This is a genomic window from Rhizobium rhizogenes NBRC 13257 (assembly GCF_000696095.1).
Classification (GTDB): Bacteria; Pseudomonadota; Alphaproteobacteria; order Rhizobiales; family Rhizobiaceae; genus Rhizobium; species Rhizobium rhizogenes.
The window spans coordinates 310,139-325,562 of sequence record NZ_BAYX01000002.1; the positions used below are offsets into that span (position 1 = coordinate 310,139).

Below are 15,424 nucleotides of genomic sequence, written 5' to 3' on the forward strand. Positions count from 1 at the left end.
ATGGTTGAATCAGAAGCCCAGGGGCGCCTTCCCGGTATAGCCCCGGTCTCCGTTGTCGATATCGGGTCGAACTCCGTTCGTCTTGTCGTCTATGAAGGCCATTCGCGGTCGCCGACCATTCTTTTCAACGAGAAGGTGCTGTGTGGCCTCGGCAAGGGCATAGCCTTGACCGGAAAGATGGATGAGGAGAGCGTAGCACGCGCTCTCGCCGCCCTGCACCGGTTCAAGGCGCTGTCCGACCAGGCGCGCGCATCGACCATCTATGTCCTGGCGACGGCCGCTGCTCGCGAGGCGAGCAACGGTCCGGAATTCATCCACAAGGCCGAGACGATCCTGCAGCGGAAAGTACGCGTGCTGTCGGGCGAGGAAGAGGCGCGTTTTTCGGCGCTCGGCATCGTCAGCGGCTTTTTCCATCCGAACGGTATCGCCGGCGATCTCGGCGGCGGTTCGCTGGAGTTGATCGACATCAAGGACCGGGAGATCGGCAAGGGCATTACCTTGCCGCTCGGCGGCCTGAGATTGTCGGAATATGCCAATGGCTCGATCGAGAAAGCCCGCAGCTTTGCCCGCAAGCATGTGAAGACCGCAAAGCTGCTCGGCCAGGGCGAGGGGCGTACTTTCTACGCGGTCGGCGGCACCTGGCGAAATATCGCTAAGCTGCACATGGAAATCCGCAAATATCCGCTGCACATGATGCAGGGCTATGAAGTGCCTCTCGACGAGATGATGCGCTTCCTCGATCAGATCGGCGAAGCCAAGGAAACTAGGGATCCGGCATTCCTATCGATTTCCAAGCACCGTCGCTCGCTGCTGCCCTTCGGTGCGGTGGCGATGCGGGAAGTGCTGGCGGCCATGAAGCCATCCGTCGTGACATTCTCGGCCCAGGGCGTGCGCGAAGGCTATCTTTATTCGTTGCTGACCGAAGCCGAGCGCAACAGCGATCCGCTGCTGACGGCCGCCGGCGAACTTGCCATTCTGCGTGCCCGCTCGCCGGAGCATGCCCGCGAGCTTGCCGAATGGACCGGCCGGATGATGCCCTTCTTCGGCATCACCGAGACGGAGGAGGAGAGCCGCTATCGCCAGGCCGCGTGCCTGCTTGCCGATATCAGCTGGCGTGCCCATCCCGATTATCGCGGCCTGCAGGCGCTGAACATCATCGCTCACACGTCCTTCGTCGGCATCACCCATGCCGGCCGCGCCTTCATCGCGCTTGCCAATTACTATCGTTTCGAAGGCCTGCACGACGACGGCGCGACCGAGCCCCTGGCAACCATCGCCACGCCTCAGCTCATCGAGCGTGCCAAGCTGCTCGGCGGCCTTTTGCGCGTCGTCTATCTGTTTTCGGCCTCGATGCCGGGCATCGTGCGCAATCTGTCGATCCGTCGCTCGTCGAGCCCGGATCTGGACCTCGAATTCGTCGTCCCGGCCGAATATCACGATTTCGCCGGCGAGCGACTGGATGGGCGCTTGCAGCAGCTCGCAAAGCTGACGAACCGGCGGTTGGCGTTCCGGTTCGAATAGAAAGCCTTCTCCCCGGGGGGAGAAGGCAGGTTTCTTACTTCGCGTTCAGGAAATCACCGACTTCGAGAATGCTGAACTCGTTGTCGTCGGCCTTGTTGACGGCACGACCGGCTGAGAAGGGCAGGTTGTTGTCGTTGCCGATGATGATGTGGGTGGCATCGACACGGTCGACATTTTCGATAGTGACGAACGGCATGTCGTAGAAGCCGTCACCACCGCCCTGGCGGCGCTTGTGGTCCGGATCTTCGATATGCAGCAGGTCAATATAGCCGATCTTGCGCACGGCCTTGCCGACATTGGCGTCGCTGAATTCGATCTTGTAGACGCGCTTCAGTTCGGCCGGCGCCTCGAAGCAATCCGGCTTCGGCTGCTTGGGGTCGGCGCAGGCCTTGTCCTTGGTGCCGGCGCCGTTGTCGCGCTCGATCACCAGGGCGGTCTTGTCGTCCAGCATGTTGAAATCGCCGATCGATACGCCCTTGTCAGCGAACGGATAGAGCCAGCTGCGGCCGGTCCAGCTTTTCGACGCGGTGTCGAATTCGATGACGTGGATGGCGGTGTGGCCGTCGACGCTCTCCATCTGACCGTCGTCCTTGTAGAGTGCGCCTTCCAGCAGGCCATAAAGCTTGGAGCCGTCCTTGGACAAAGCGAGACCTTCGAAGCCGCCGGAGCGCTTCAGGTTGAAGGCCGGCATCTTCAGCGTCGGGTTACCCGGAAGCTGCAGCAGGGCGTTGTCGGGAGACATCACCGGCTTGCCGTCGAGCGTGGTCGGGAACACGTCGGTCAGCTGGCCCGATGTGTCGAATTTCAGAAGATAGGGGCCGAATTCATCGCCGATCCAGAAGCCGTCGGCGACGGGCTGGATCGATTCGATGTCGAAATCGGCGCCCGTCAGATACCGCGTATTCGAGCCTTCAAGAACGATCGGGAAGGGAGCCTTCTTGTTCGGATCGGAGAGGAACAGGTTCTTGACGACGTCCACCTTGCCATTGTCCCAATCGAACTTGAGCTGGTGGAGGAACAGCATGGAGTCGCTGGAATTCTGCTTGGAGCCGAAGCCGTTGTCCGACAGCGTCCAGAAGCTGCCGTCGGGCATCGCCTTGATGCCGGAGAAGCCCTGGATTGGCTGGCCGTCGAAAGGCAGCTTCAGGTCGGTCACACGGGCGCCGTCCTTGCCCGGCACCGTGCCGAGCGCTTCGGTGCGCTTGCGGTCCGGCGTGGTGAACTTGCCGGAGGTCTTCAGGAAGTCGGGTGCATCGGCAGGGGCTGCGACCATGGTATTGGCCGGAAGAATGGCCTGCGCGGCGAGCTTGGCGGGAAACTGCTGCTCATCGGCCTGAACCGAGGCGGCCATCAGAACAAAAAGTGCCGTGAAAGCGAAAAGAATTCGGGTCATCATGTCACCTTGTTGGCTTGGGTTGGCAAGACAACCCCGCTTAACAGGCGAGCTATGTCGGCGAATTAACGCTTGAGTGAAGCTTTGATGACTGTGCACAACTCATGGGCTGTAGCACCGTCGGTGCCCGATGAAGACCTACCTACTGCGCGCCGCTGATGGCCTGCGGCACTACTCGCCTCTGCATATGTAGCGCGATGACGCCGAGCGTCTGGTCGCGACCGCGAACGGCATGGTCGCCGAGATCTTCCTTGACGATCCCATCGGGAAGCTCCAATTGCCTTGCGAGATCGGTCGAGATCAGCACCTGACGCTCCAGTGTCTTGCAGAAGGATTCCAGCCTCGCGGTGGTGTTCACCGTGTCGCCGAAATAGGCGATCTTGTGATGATCGACACCGATTTCGGCGGTGACGATATTGCCGCCATGCAGCGCTGCCCGAAGGCGCGGCACGCGGCCATAGGATTTCAGCCATTTCTCTGCATTCGCTTCGATGTCGGCAAGAATGTCGAAAACGCAGCGCACGCAGCGGGCATCCTTCACGCCGCGTGCGAGCGGCCAGGTGATGATGGCGGCGTCGCCGATATAGTCGTCGATCGCGCCCTTGTGTCGCCGCACCGGCTCTGCGAATGCGCTGAACAGCGAGCCAAGGAATTCCTGCGCCTTGAGGTCGCCATGCTCTTCGGCAAACGCCGTGGAGCCGACAAGGTCGATGAACAGAAACACGCGCTCTTCCTGCACCGGATTGCGATAACGGCCGGTCAACAGGCTGAGGAAGACGTCGCGGCCAAGCAGCTCCCGGACGCGTCCAATGAAGATGACGATGGCGGTCACCGCCACGGCGTAGAGATAGACGTTGATCTGCAGCAGCGTCACGTCGGCCCAGGAGCCATTTATCAGCCCCGCGGATTTCATCAGGCTACCGGCGATCGCAAAACCGGTGGCGATCAGGGCGAAATCGACAATAAGCGCGGAGGCGATGAAGGCTGGCGTGGGCAGGCGATGCATCCAGTGGTTCAGGCGTGGCAGGATCATGCGGCGCTCGAAGGCCAACAGCGGCATGCCGGTGAACACTGCGAAGACTGCGCCGATATACATCGGCGATTCCGGGAAAAACATCTTACCATAGGCAACGCCGCTTCCTGCGACGAAGAGTAGCGTTAGGATCCAGTTACGTATTGAAGGGAACGTTCCCATTCGGTCGGCCCACCCAGAGATGACGCATATTGCCAAAAGCGGAGCGTTTCGGCAAAGACTATGCGTCACCAAACATATGATAACGCCAAGCGTTCATTCCAAGAGATTTACGGCACATTCGTGGTTGCGGCCGGAAAAGAGCGCGCGGCTAGAGGGCGACCGTCTCGACCCGTTTGCCGACGAAGCGCAATGCGACTTGGCCTTGGATGAGCTGCAGCGCCGTCTCGCCGAAGAGATCGCGCCGCCAGCCGGTGAGGGCGGCTACCTCGGCCTTCTCGCCTTCGGCGGCAATCTTGTCGAGGTCTTCACTGTTGGCGATGACCTTTGGGGCGACACCATGCTTTTCGGCGGTGAGCTTCAGCAGAACCTTCAGCAGTTCGGCAGCGGCGGCAGTGCCCTCCGGGGCCTGCTGGTGACGCGGTGCATGCGGCATGTCGGCTTTCGGTAGTGCAAGGGCCTGGTTGATCGCTTCGAGCACGGCGGCACCCGAGGCGGAACGCTCCCAGCCCTTGGGGATGGTGCGCAGGCGGGCGAGCGCTTCCGTGTCCTTCGGCTGCTGCTGGGCGATTTCGTAGATGGCGTCATCCTTCAGCACGCGTGCACGCGGCACGTTGCGGGCGCGTGCCTCGCGTTCGCGCCAGGCGGCGACATATTTCAGCACGGCCAGTTCCTGCGGCTTGCGCAGCCGCATCTTCAGCCTTTGCCAGGCATCATCGGGATGCAGGTCGTAGGTTTCGCGCGCTTCGAGGATCGCCATTTCTTCAAGCAGCCAGGAGGCACGGCCTTCGCGCTCAAGCTGCTCCTTCAGCGAAAGATAGACATCGCGAAGATGGGTGACGTCGGCCAGTGCATAGTCGAGCTGCTTTTCCGACAATGGCCGGCGGCTCCAGTCGGTGAAGCGCGAGGACTTGTCGATCTGGATATTCTTGATGCGGCTGACCAACTGGTCGTAGGAAACCGAATCGCCGAAGCCGCAGACCATGGCGGCCACCTGCGTGTCGAAGATTGGATGCGGAATGAGATTGCCGCGATTGAAGATGATTTCGATGTCCTGGCGGGCAGCATGAAACACCTTCATGACAGCGGTATTGGCCATCAGCTCGAAGAAGGGTTTCAAGTCGAGGCCCTTGGCTAGCGGATCAACCAGCACTTCAGTCGTCGGGCTTGCCATCTGAATCAGGCAAAGCTCCGGCCAGAATGTCGTCTCGCGCAGGAATTCGGTGTCGATGGTAATGAATTCTGACTTGGCCAGCTCTTGGCAGGCCGCCTCTAACTGGGCGGTAGTTTCGATCATATCAACACATTCATCGGTAAAATAGTTTGTTAATCTTCCTTCTCCTTTCGGCCGGATATGTCAATACGTGGAGAGACGAAGTATCTCGCAGCATTCCGCTTTTCGGAAAATTCGTCAAAAAGGCCACTGCTCTAGGCGACGCGCATATAGCTGGTCATGCCCGTCTTCTGATGCTCGATGATGTGGCAATGCAGCAGCCAGTCACCGGGATTGTCGGCAACGAAGCTGAGTTGCACCTTTTCGTCCGGCTGGATTAGGTAGGTGTCGGACACGAAGGGCTGCACCTGCCGGGTCGAGGAGGAGAGCACGGTGAAGCTCATCCCATGCAGATGGATCGGATGGGCATGCGGCGTCACGTTTTCCATGTCGAGGACATAGCTTTTGCCGAGCTTCAGTTCGGCAAGTGGTGCTGTCGGATCGGGCGTATCGCCCGGCCACGGCACCTTGTTGATTGCCCAGAAACTGTAGCCGAGCGAGCCGCAGATGCTGTCTGTGGCGGTATCCTCCGCCGTGGCGCTGAGGATGAGCGGGATGTGCTGCGCAGCACCGATATCCGCCTTGGCGACGGGATTGTCCTCAAGAGGCGCCAGATCGCGAACGTCGCGCTTTAGCGAGCCGCCGACCGAGCGTAGCGTCGCCAGCACCTTCGGATCGGTGCCTCGGATGTCCTCCAGCTTGACGATCGCGCCTTCCTCGTCCGGCATCCGCACGGCCAGTTCTAGGCGTTGGCCGGGGCCGAGCTGCAACAGATCCAGCGGAAAACGCTCAGGCACCGGATTACCGTCGATGGCGATCACCGTCGCCTGGGCTCCATCCATCCGGAAGGAATAGATGCGCGTGACGTCGGTAATGGCAAGCCGCAGGCGCACCAGCCCGCCGGAGGGCGCGTCATATTGCGGCTGCTGCTGCCAGTTGGCGGTTCGCACCGTCCCATAGGTGCCGGATTTGGCGGAATCGCGGGGGCGGAACTGGGCGATAAACTGCCCATCGCCGCCGAGCCGCCAGTCACGCAGATTAAGCACCACTTCCGAATCGAACGTCGGATCCTTCGGATTTTCCACGACAATGACGCCGGTCATGCCGTGGCCCATCTGGATCAGCGTGTTGCAATGCGGATGATACCAGAAGGTACCGGCATCCGGAGGCGTGAAGGCGTAGTCGAAGTGGTCGCCGGTATAGACATAGGGCTGCGTCAGGAACGGCACGCCATCCATCTTGTTGGGCAGCCGGATGCCATGCCAGTGGATCGTCGTGGGGTCGTCGATGCCGTTGATCAGCCGCGCGGCGAAGGGCTCTCCCTTCCTCATGCGTACGACCGGCGGCTGGCCCGCGTCGCCATAGGTCAACACATCCCTGGTCACGCCGCTATCCGCCAGGCTGGCCTGGGTCTTCACGGTCTTCAACACCTGCGGCTCCGCTGCCAGTGCCCTGCCGCCGAACTTGCCGGCGATGCCGAGCCCCACGCCATAGGCACCGGCGACGGCGGAGGCTTTCAGGAGATTGCGGCGGGTGAGAATGGGCATGCGGGGCTCCAGGGACGCGGGACTATGCTCATCTGTTTAAAGTTGAGCGTGGTGTTCAGCAATAGCACTGAGGTAGCCAAACCGCCGCATCGGCCACTGGGGGTGGCGCGGGCCGTTGATGCATGATGTTTGTGGTGATGGAAATCCATCTGATTTCGTGCTTTCTGATACAAAGACAACTGAAGCGAGAGAGCTCTTGCATCGCGACGTTCCTGATCGACATCGACAATTCGCCAGAGCAATGCGCGGTGATGCCACCAAAGCGGAGAATATGCTTTGGCAAGCCCTCCGGCGCAGTCAGCTCGAGGGGTTCAAGTTCAAACGACAGGTTCCGGTCGATGGTCACATTTTGGATTTTGTGTGCTTTGAAGCGCGGTTGATCATCGAGGTTGATGGCGCACAACACGCGGAAAGCGCAATGGATCGGAAGCGAGACGCCTATTTCTCAAATCAGGGTTTCCGCGTGCTGCGAGTCTGGAACCATGAGGTCGCTACGAATCTTGATGGGATCTGTTTGACAATCCTCGCGGAGTTGAAAAACACTGGAGAATGATGGAGAGCAAGGCAGGCGCGGAGCCTATCTCGCCCTTGGCGGGCGAGAAAGCAATTTCACTGGCTTAGGAATTGCGAAACAGAGGGCTCTATATCTTCAGAAGCTCGGCGCAATTTCTAAGCCATTGAAATTGCAAGAGCGGGGGTCACGTTCTTGCCTCGGTAAACTGGAAGCTTACTGCGTCCCTGCCTACCCCCTCTCTTGCAATTTCTAACACTTAGCCTCGCGGCTAAATGTAAGAAATTGCTTTCTCGCCCGCCAGGGGCGAGATAGACCAGTGCTTCGAGCCTTGACAAATCAGGCGCACCATGCGCTTTTCCGCCCGATTTTCTCGTCGGCAGGCGAGGGGCTTTTGTCCGTATTCGCCGCCGACCGCCAAGTCCAGGATATATACTATGCATCGCTATCGCAGCCACACATGCGCCGCCCTGCGCAAGTCCGACGTCGGTTCGACTGTCCGCATCTCCGGCTGGGTTCATCGCGTCCGAGATCATGGTGGCGTGCTGTTCATCGACCTGCGCGATCACTACGGCATCACCCAGGTCGTCGCCGATCCGGATTCGCCCGCCTTCAAGCTGGCCGAGACCGTGCGCGGCGAATGGGTCATCCGCATCGATGGCCTGGTGAAGGCCCGCACGGAAGATACCGTCAACAAGACCATGCCGACCGGTGAGATCGAGCTTTACGCGCAGGAGATTGAAGTGCTCTCCGCCGCCAAGGAGCTGCCGCTGCCGATCTTCGGCGAGCCGGACTATCCCGAAGATGTGCGTCTCAAGTACCGCTTCCTCGATCTGCGCCGCGACACGCTGCACAAGAACATCGTCAAGCGCACGCAGGTCATTTCCTCGATGCGCCGCCACATGGGCGAAGTCGGCTTCACCGAATACACCACGCCGATCCTGACGGCCTCGTCGCCGGAAGGCGCGCGCGACTTCCTCGTGCCGAGCCGTATCCATCCCGGCACCTTCTACGCGCTGCCGCAGGCGCCGCAGCAGTACAAGCAGCTGTTGATGGTTGCCGGTTTCGACCGCTATTTCCAGATCGCGCCGTGCTTCCGCGACGAAGACCCGCGTGCCGACCGTCTGCCAGGCGAATTCTACCAGCTCGACCTCGAAATGAGCTTCGTGACCCAGGAAGACGTCTGGAACACGATGGCACCGCTGATGACCAGCATCTTCGAGGAGTTCGCCGAGGGCAAGCCCGTCACCAAGGAATGGCCGCGCATTCCTTATGATGTTGCGATCCGCAAGTATGGTTCGGACAAGCCGGACCTGCGCAACCCGATCGTCATGGAAGCCGTGACCGAGCATTTCGCCGGCTCCGGCTTCAAGGTCTTCGCGAACATGATCGCTTCCAACCCGAAGGTCGAAGTCTGGGCGATCCCGGCCAAGACCGGCGGTTCGCGCGCATTCTGCGACCGCATGAACGCCTGGGCGCAGAGCCAGGGCCAGCCCGGCCTCGGTTATATCTTCTGGCGTAAGGAGGGTGAAAAGCTCGAGGGCGCCGGCCCGCTTGCCAAGAACATCGGCGAGGAGCGCACCGACGCGATCCGCACGCAGCTTGGTCTTGACGATGGCGACGCCTGCTTCTTCGTCGCTGGCGATCCCGCCAAGTTCTACAAGTTTGCCGGCGAAGCGCGTACCCGCGCCGGCGACGAGCTGAACCTCATCGATCGCGACCGCTTCGAGCTTTGCTGGATCGTCGACTTCCCGTTCTTCGAATGGAGCGAGGAAGAAAAGAAGGTCGACTTCGCTCACAACCCGTTCTCGATGCCGCAGGGCGGCCTCGAGGCGCTGCAGAACCAGGATCCGCTGACGATCAAGGCCTACCAGTACGACGCCGTCTGCAACGGCTTCGAAATCGCCTCGGGCTCGATCCGTAACCAGTCGCCGGAAACCATGGTCGCCGCCTTCGAAAAGGTCGGTCTCAGCCAGGCTGACGTCGAAGAACGCTTCGGGGGCCTCTACCGGGCCTTCCAGTATGGCGCACCTCCGCACGGCGGCGCTGCCTTCGGTATCGACCGTATCGTCATGCTGCTGGTCGGCGCCAAGAACCTGCGCGAAATCTCGCTGTTCCCGATGAACCAGCAGGCGCAGGATCTCTTGATGGGTGCCCCGTCTGTGGCAACGCCGACGCAGCTGCGCGAACTGGCGATCCGCCCGGTTCCGCCGGTCAAGAAGGACTGAGGCTCTCGCGAGCTTTGAACATGCAAAACCCGGCGACCGAATCGCCGGGTTTTTTATTGGTCTTGGATGAGCCTTAGAGCCCTGCGTAGACCGCATTATCGAGGTCGACGGTGAATTGTCCCCACATGCCTTCGAGTGCAGTGTTGGTGAGTGCCACCATGGTGAGGCCTTTCTGCGGATCGACGAACCAGTGATGGCCATAGACGCCGCCCCACTTCACAGTTCCGACGGAGAACGGAATATTCGCAGCGGTAGGGTCAGTGACGACGGACCAGCCGTAACCAAAGCCGACGCCCGGCATTAGCGGCTGCATATGCCCACCCGCCTGATCCGCCATCATGGTTTTGACCGTCTCGCCGGACAAGAGCGGCGCGCCGCCCTTGCGCACGGTCTCCAGGATGGCAAGCACATCATCCGCTGTTCCGGCCATGCCGGCGCCACCGGAGTGGTAGGAGGCCGGGTTGAATATCCGGTCCGGCGCGAACCGAATGAAGCCGTCGAGTATGGGCGCCACGGCCTCGTCTCCCATCCGCTGTGGTTCGGGCGAACCATTCATATAGGCGGCAGCGAGGCGGCTCGAGTCGCGCACCGAAAAGGCGGTGTCGACAAGACTAAGCGGCCCGGTCACCAGCTCTGCAATTGCCTTGTCGAGGCGGCCGCCAGTTTCCTTTTCAAGGATGCCGCCGAGAACATCCATCGCCAGTGAATATTGCCAGCCTTCTCCAGGGGCAAAGCGCAGTGGTGCGCTTGCGAGACGCCTCAGATTTTCGGCAAGCGAGAGGCCTGGTTCACCAAGCCCATCGGACACGCCGGCGCGGTGATAGGGGCCGCCTTCTTCCTCGGCGAATGTGTAACCCAGTCCGGACGTATGCGTCAGCAGGTGCCGAATACGAATGACCGCTTCGTTCCCATCCGGCAGGCGTGGCCGGAAGTCCGGCAGCCATTTCGTTATCGGATCGTCCAGACCTATCCGGCCCTGTTCGACAAGCCGCATGGCGGCGATGGCAACGATCGGCTTGGTGACGGAGGCGAGGCGGAAGATGGTTTCCTCCCGCATGGTCACGCCGTTCTCGCGATCCGCCAGGCCGGCGGCGCGGCGATAGATCTGCTCGCCATTCCGTGAGATCAGAACCACGGCCCCGACCAGTCTCTTATCTATCAAGGCAGCATCGATTGCGGCATCGACGCCCTGGGCAAAAGAGCCGAGGGACGGCCGAGAGGCGTTTTCAAGGGGAAGACTCATGGTGAGAAACCTTCTATAATCACAATGACCGCTCCTGAATAAACCAAGTTGCGAGATATTTCTAGAGTGACCATTGTGAAAAATAGCGAAGACACGAAAAATTCCCCCCAGCGAAAGCGTGGCCGTCCGCCGGCCTTCGATCGTGAGACGGTTCTTGCGGCTGCGCGCGATACCTTCTGGAAGCATGGTTATGACGGCTCGTCCATTGCGGATCTGACCGCCGCCATGGGGATCACACCGCAGAGCCTTTATGCCGCCTTCAGTTCGAAGGCCGACCTCTACCGCGAGGCGCTGGAGCAATATCGACGCATGCCGCGACCCGAGCCGGGCAATCCTTTGCAGGAAACGGTGGACACCGTCACCGCGTTCGATCGCTTTCTCCGGAATGCTGCCGGGATATTCACCGCGCCAGAGCACCCGAAAGGCTGCATGATATCGACGGCTGTGCTGAATTGCGCGGAAGAGAATGAACCGGTGGCCCATCATGTCGCTTCCATGCGCCTGCAGACGCTGGATCTGTTTGCGGCACGGGTCGAGCGTGGCATCGCGGAGGGGGATATGCGACCGGATGCGAATGCACGGTCACTGGCCCGCTTTCTCGGAGCGATCGTGCAGGGCATGTCCGTTCAGGCGCGGGACGGTGCGACCAGGGAGGAGCTGCTCGAGATCGTCGCTCATGCCCGAGGTGAGCTGATGCGGCATCGGCTTGGGCCGGGCGCGGTGAAATGAGCTCATGAAAAAACCCGGCAATCGAAATCACCGGGTTCTTTGTTGTCAGGATCGAAGGTCCGATCAATCGTTGGACGAGACCTTGAGGCCGATAACGTTCGGGATCGAGGTCGGAGCGCCCATGGCGGCGCCGATGATCATCGGCAGCGGCACCGGCTTGTCCGGCGAAGCGGTGACCGTCAGGCTCTTCGGATTGTCGAGATAGGCGCTGACAGCGGCGGAGACGGCATTCTGCAGTTCCGGAATATTGAGCTGCGCCATCATGATCGGCGTCATCGCCTTCAGCGTGTCGGCCAGCTGCTTGCCGGTAACGCCCTGCTGCTTGCCGGCAAATTCCAGCGCGCGCGCGGTGATCGAAGCGTCGTCGAAGCGGATCTGCGCGCTGTTGAAGGTCAGCTGCTGCAGAAGGCCGAGCATGGCGAGACCGGCGGACTGCTGCGCATCCTGCTGGTTCGGGTTGGAGCGGACGGTCTTCAGCGCTTCCTGCAGCGACTTGGCGAAGGCCGGTGTGTAGCCGGAGAGGCTGAGCGCAATGTTCAGCTTGCCGATATCCTTGAAATCGAAGGAGTATTCGGTGATGTCGATCTTGCCCGGAGCAAGCTCCCAGCCGCCCTTCATGGCGATCTTGCCATTCAACTGCTTCAGGTTCAGCTGTTCGATGGCCAGCTTGCTCTGCGGGTCATCGACCTTGCTCAGGTCGGCCGTGACGCCGTCGACTTCAACGCCGAAGTCGAGGCCGGACTTGTCGGCGCGCTTGGTCATCGTAGCGTCGGCGTTGGAGATTGCGAAGACCTGCGTGCCGTCCTTCGTAGCGGAGATCGCACCTGTATGCGCGCTCTTGTAGAAGAGCAGAGAGTCGAGATCGCCCTTTGTCGTGTCGGCCGGAATTTCGACGCCGTTCAGCTTGAGGTCGGCGGCGGTGATGGCCACGCCGTCCTTGTTCAAGGCCACGTCGGGAAAGGCCACCTGATCGACGGTGTAGCCGCCGCCTGCTTCGGCAACGCCGGAGAACGTGACGTCGCCCAGCTTGATGCCGTCGGGCGTGCCGGCTGCCTTGAAGCTTGCACCCTTCAACGTTACCGTGGTGCCGCTGACATCGACGCTCTCCGCAGCGATCGAACCGCCCTGCTGTGCATAGGCGTCATTGATCTTCTTCAGCAGGTCGTTACCGTCGAGCGCAAAGGCAGAGCTAGCGAAAGACAGGATGACGGCGCTGGACAGCATCAGCCGTGTTGTCCGATAGAAAGTCATGGTGGCGTTTCCTCATTGAGCTGTTGTCGGCGGGCGTACAGATTCTGCGTGTACTGCGGCGGTATATATTCACCTTTGCCTGAAATTCCAATGACAATGGCGGCCGCAAGCGCGAGCATGGGAGTTGTGTGCAACCTTACGCCAGATTGTGCTTGAACTGAGGCGTCATCCACAAGTGCTTTCCAGTGATTTCTTGCCGGGAATCGGCTTCTCCGCTAGTCAAGAGCCATGGGAAAAAATCTTTTACCGCCTGGTGGCGGCGACGACGACAGCATCGTTCCGGTCGACCTGAAGGCCGCGCTCGAAGAGCGCTATCTGGCCTATGCCTTGTCGACGATCATGCATCGCGCGCTTCCGGATGTTCGTGACGGCCTGAAGCCGGTTCATCGCCGCATTGTTTATGCAATGAGCGAGATGGGCCTGCGCCCCAACGCCGCTTTCCGCAAATGCGCCAAGATCGTCGGCGAGGTGATGGGTAACTATCACCCGCACGGCGACCAATCGATCTATGATGCGCTGGCCCGTCTGGCGCAGGATTTCTCGCAGCGCTATACGCTGGTCAACGGCCAGGGCAATTTCGGCAATATCGACGGCGATAGCCCGGCCGCGATGCGCTACACCGAATCCAAGATGACGGCGGTCTCCGAACTGCTGCTTGAAGGCATCGACCAGGATGCCGTGGATTTCCGCGACACCTATGACGAGTCGAATTCCGAACCGATCGTCCTGCCCGGCGCCTTCCCGAACCTGCTCGCCAACGGTTCCTCCGGCATTGCTGTGGGCATGGCGACCTCGATCCCGTCGCACAACGCCCATGAGCTTTGCGACGCAGCGCTGCATTTGATCAAGGATCGCGATGCCACCGTCGAGACGCTGGTGGAGCTCTATATTCCAGGCCCGGACTTTCCGACCGGCGGCATCATCATCGATGATCGCCGGAGCATCATCGAAAGCTACAAGACCGGCCGCGGCGGATTTCGCGTCCGTGCCAAATGGGAGATCGAGGATCTCGGCCGTGGTGGCTACCAGATCGTCATCACGGAAATTCCGTTCCAGGTGCAGAAGTCCCGTCTGATCGAAAAGATCGCCGAGCTGCTTCTGGCGCGCAAGCTGCCGCTGCTCGAGGACATTCGCGATGAGTCCGCCGAGGACATCCGCGTTGTCCTGATCCCGAAGAGCCGCACCGTCGATGCGACGATCCTGATGGAATCGATGTTCAAGCTCTCGGAGCTGGAAAGCCGCTTCCCACTCAATATGAACGTCCTGTCCATGGGCCGCATCCCGAAGGTCATGGCGCTGAACGAGGTGCTTAAGGAGTGGCTCGACCATCGCCGCGAAGTCTTGCAGCGCCGCTCGCGCTTCCGGCTCGCGGCAATCGAGAAACGCCTGGAAATTCTCGGCGGCTTCCTGATCGCCTACCTCAACATTGACGAGGTCATCGCCATCATCCGCGAGGAGGATGAGCCGAAGCCTGTGATGATGGAGCGGTTCGGGCTCACGGACAATCAGGTCGAAGCGATCCTCAACATGAGACTGCGCTCCTTGCGCAAGCTCGAGGAATTCGAAATCCGCAAGGAGTTCGACGGCCTCAGCAAGGAAAAGTCCGAGATCGAGGTATTGCTCGCCTCCGACGAAAAGCAGTGGCAGACGGTCGCCTGGGAAATTGGCGAGGTGAAGAAGAAGTTCGCCAAGGCGACCGAAGTCGGCCGCCGCCGCACGCAATTTGCCGAAGCGCCCGAGGCCGATGATGCGGCACTCCAGCAGGCGATGATCGAGAAGGAACCGATCACTGTCGTCGTTTCGGAAAAGGGCTGGATCCGCGCGCTGAAGGGCCACATCTCCGAGACCTCGACGCTGACCTTCAAGGAAGGCGACGCGCTGAAGGTGGCCTTCCCGGCGCAGACGACGGACAAGATCCTGATCATCACCACTGGCGGCAAGGCCTATACGCTCGGCGGCGACAAGCTGCCCGGCGGGCGCGGTCATGGTGAGCCGTTGCGCATCATGGTCGACATGGAGAACGACCAGGACGTGCTGACTGCCTTCGTCCACGATCCGCAGCGCAAGCAGCTCGTCGCTTCGACCGCCGGCAACGGTTTTGTCGTAGCGGAAACGGAACTGGTCGCCAATACCCGTAAGGGCAAGCAGATCATGAACCTCACGACGCCGGACGAGACGAAGCTGCTCGTGCCCGTCTCCGGCGATCATGTCGCCGTCGTCGGCGAGAACCGCAAAATGGTGGTTTTCCCGCTGTCGCAGATTCCGGAAATGTCGCGCGGCAAGGGCGTGCGCCTGCAGCGCTACAAGGACGGCGGTGTCTCCGATATCAAGTGCTTCGCCATCGCTGACGGTCTGACCTGGGAAGACAGCGCCGGCCGCACCTTCACCAAGACGAAGGACGAGCTGGCCGAATGGCTGGGCGATCGTTCTGCCGCCGGCCGTGCTGTGCCGAAGGGCTTCCCCAGGACGGGTAGGTTTTCGGGGTGAGGGACGGTTTGAATAGTTGATGAAACGCCCCGTTGGGGCGTTTCAGGGA

At 60.7% G+C, this 15,424-nt stretch carries 11 protein-coding genes; 5 read left to right on the plus strand and 6 right to left on the minus strand.

All coding sequences use genetic code 11. From position 1 onward, the window contains the following. Positions 1 to 1,521 carry an exopolyphosphatase gene (gene ppx / locus RRH01S_RS05490; RefSeq protein ID WP_007702635.1) on the plus strand — a complete coding sequence of 507 codons (1,521 nt, stop codon included), beginning with the start codon at positions 1 to 3 and terminating at the stop codon, positions 1,519 to 1,521. A gap of 34 nt (positions 1,522 to 1,555) precedes the next feature. On the opposite strand, the gene RRH01S_RS05495 is transcribed toward ppx, so the two are convergent. The 4 genes from RRH01S_RS05495 to RRH01S_RS05510 all read right to left on the minus strand — a co-directional run bounded on the left by RRH01S_RS05495 (position 1,556) and on the right by RRH01S_RS05510 (position 6,926). Next, entirely contained in the window at positions 1,556 to 2,914 is a 1,359-nt protein-coding gene (locus tag RRH01S_RS05495; RefSeq protein ID WP_007702637.1) for an esterase-like activity of phytase family protein, read from the minus strand. Between the two features lie 142 nt (positions 2,915 to 3,056). Then, complete coding sequence (locus tag RRH01S_RS05500) at positions 3,057 to 4,109, minus strand: adenylate/guanylate cyclase domain-containing protein (protein ID WP_007702645.1); 1,053 nt, start codon at positions 4,107 to 4,109, stop codon at positions 3,057 to 3,059. 148 nt (positions 4,110 to 4,257) lie between these two features. Continuing rightward, the gene (gene rnd / locus RRH01S_RS05505; protein WP_012651204.1) at positions 4,258 to 5,403 is read right to left on the minus strand and encodes a ribonuclease D; all 1,146 of its coding nucleotides are present in this window, start codon (positions 5,401 to 5,403) and stop codon (positions 4,258 to 4,260) included. A gap of 131 nt (positions 5,404 to 5,534) precedes the next feature. Further along, on the minus strand, positions 5,535 to 6,926 hold the full coding sequence (locus RRH01S_RS05510; protein ID WP_007691517.1) for a multicopper oxidase family protein: 1,392 nt from the start codon (positions 6,924 to 6,926) through the stop codon (positions 5,535 to 5,537). 118 nt (positions 6,927 to 7,044) lie between these two features. On the opposite strand from RRH01S_RS05510, the gene RRH01S_RS05515 reads away from it, so the two are divergent. Both RRH01S_RS05515 and aspS read left to right on the plus strand, forming a co-directional pair. Continuing rightward, positions 7,045 to 7,479 carry an endonuclease domain-containing protein gene (locus tag RRH01S_RS05515; protein ID WP_080515858.1) on the plus strand — a complete coding sequence of 145 codons (435 nt, stop codon included), beginning with the start codon at positions 7,045 to 7,047 and terminating at the stop codon, positions 7,477 to 7,479. A 395-nt stretch (positions 7,480 to 7,874) separates the two neighbouring features. After that, the gene (aspS, locus tag RRH01S_RS05520) at positions 7,875 to 9,665 is read left to right on the plus strand and encodes an aspartate--tRNA ligase (RefSeq protein WP_007691513.1); all 1,791 of its coding nucleotides are present in this window, start codon (positions 7,875 to 7,877) and stop codon (positions 9,663 to 9,665) included. 73 nt (positions 9,666 to 9,738) lie between these two features. Here the strand turns inward: aspS and RRH01S_RS05525 are convergent, their stop codons facing one another. After that, positions 9,739 to 10,908 (minus strand): serine hydrolase domain-containing protein, encoded by a 1,170-nt coding sequence (locus RRH01S_RS05525; RefSeq protein WP_007691511.1) that lies wholly within the window; start codon positions 10,906 to 10,908, stop codon positions 9,739 to 9,741. A 66-nt stretch (positions 10,909 to 10,974) separates the two neighbouring features. Here RRH01S_RS05525 and RRH01S_RS05530 point away from each other — a divergent pair, with 66 nt between their 5' ends. Then, complete coding sequence (locus tag RRH01S_RS05530) at positions 10,975 to 11,637, plus strand: TetR/AcrR family transcriptional regulator (RefSeq protein WP_174010286.1); 663 nt, start codon at positions 10,975 to 10,977, stop codon at positions 11,635 to 11,637. Between the two features lie 63 nt (positions 11,638 to 11,700). Here the strand turns inward: RRH01S_RS05530 and RRH01S_RS05535 are convergent, their stop codons facing one another. Further along, entirely contained in the window at positions 11,701 to 12,888 is a 1,188-nt protein-coding gene (locus tag RRH01S_RS05535; protein ID WP_007691506.1) for an aq_1923 C-terminal domain, read from the minus strand. A gap of 228 nt (positions 12,889 to 13,116) precedes the next feature. On the opposite strand from RRH01S_RS05535, the gene parC reads away from it, so the two are divergent. Beyond that, the gene (parC, locus tag RRH01S_RS05540; RefSeq protein ID WP_007691504.1) at positions 13,117 to 15,375 is read left to right on the plus strand and encodes a DNA topoisomerase IV subunit A; all 2,259 of its coding nucleotides are present in this window, start codon (positions 13,117 to 13,119) and stop codon (positions 15,373 to 15,375) included. Positions 15,376 to 15,424 lie beyond the last annotated feature (49 nt).

Coding starts and splice junctions, on each gene's coding strand:
- RRH01S_RS05500 (WP_007702645.1), bottom strand. CDS start 4,109: ATGGGAACGTTCCCTTCAATACGTAACTGGATCCTAACGCTACTCTTC.
- ppx (WP_007702635.1), top strand. CDS start 1: ATGGTTGAATCAGAAGCCCAGGGGCGCCTTCCCGGTATAGCCCCGGTC.
- RRH01S_RS05510 (WP_007691517.1), bottom strand. CDS start 6,926: ATGCCCATTCTCACCCGCCGCAATCTCCTGAAAGCCTCCGCCGTCGCC.
- RRH01S_RS05515 (WP_080515858.1), top strand. CDS start 7,045: ATGCATGATGTTTGTGGTGATGGAAATCCATCTGATTTCGTGCTTTCT.
- rnd (WP_012651204.1), bottom strand. CDS start 5,403: ATGATCGAAACTACCGCCCAGTTAGAGGCGGCCTGCCAAGAGCTGGCC.
- aspS (WP_007691513.1), top strand. CDS start 7,875: ATGCATCGCTATCGCAGCCACACATGCGCCGCCCTGCGCAAGTCCGAC.
- RRH01S_RS05535 (WP_007691506.1), bottom strand. CDS start 12,888: ATGACTTTCTATCGGACAACACGGCTGATGCTGTCCAGCGCCGTCATC.
- RRH01S_RS05495 (WP_007702637.1), bottom strand. CDS start 2,914: ATGACCCGAATTCTTTTCGCTTTCACGGCACTTTTTGTTCTGATGGCC.
- RRH01S_RS05525 (WP_007691511.1), bottom strand. CDS start 10,908: ATGAGTCTTCCCCTTGAAAACGCCTCTCGGCCGTCCCTCGGCTCTTTT.
- parC (WP_007691504.1), top strand. CDS start 13,117: ATGGGAAAAAATCTTTTACCGCCTGGTGGCGGCGACGACGACAGCATC.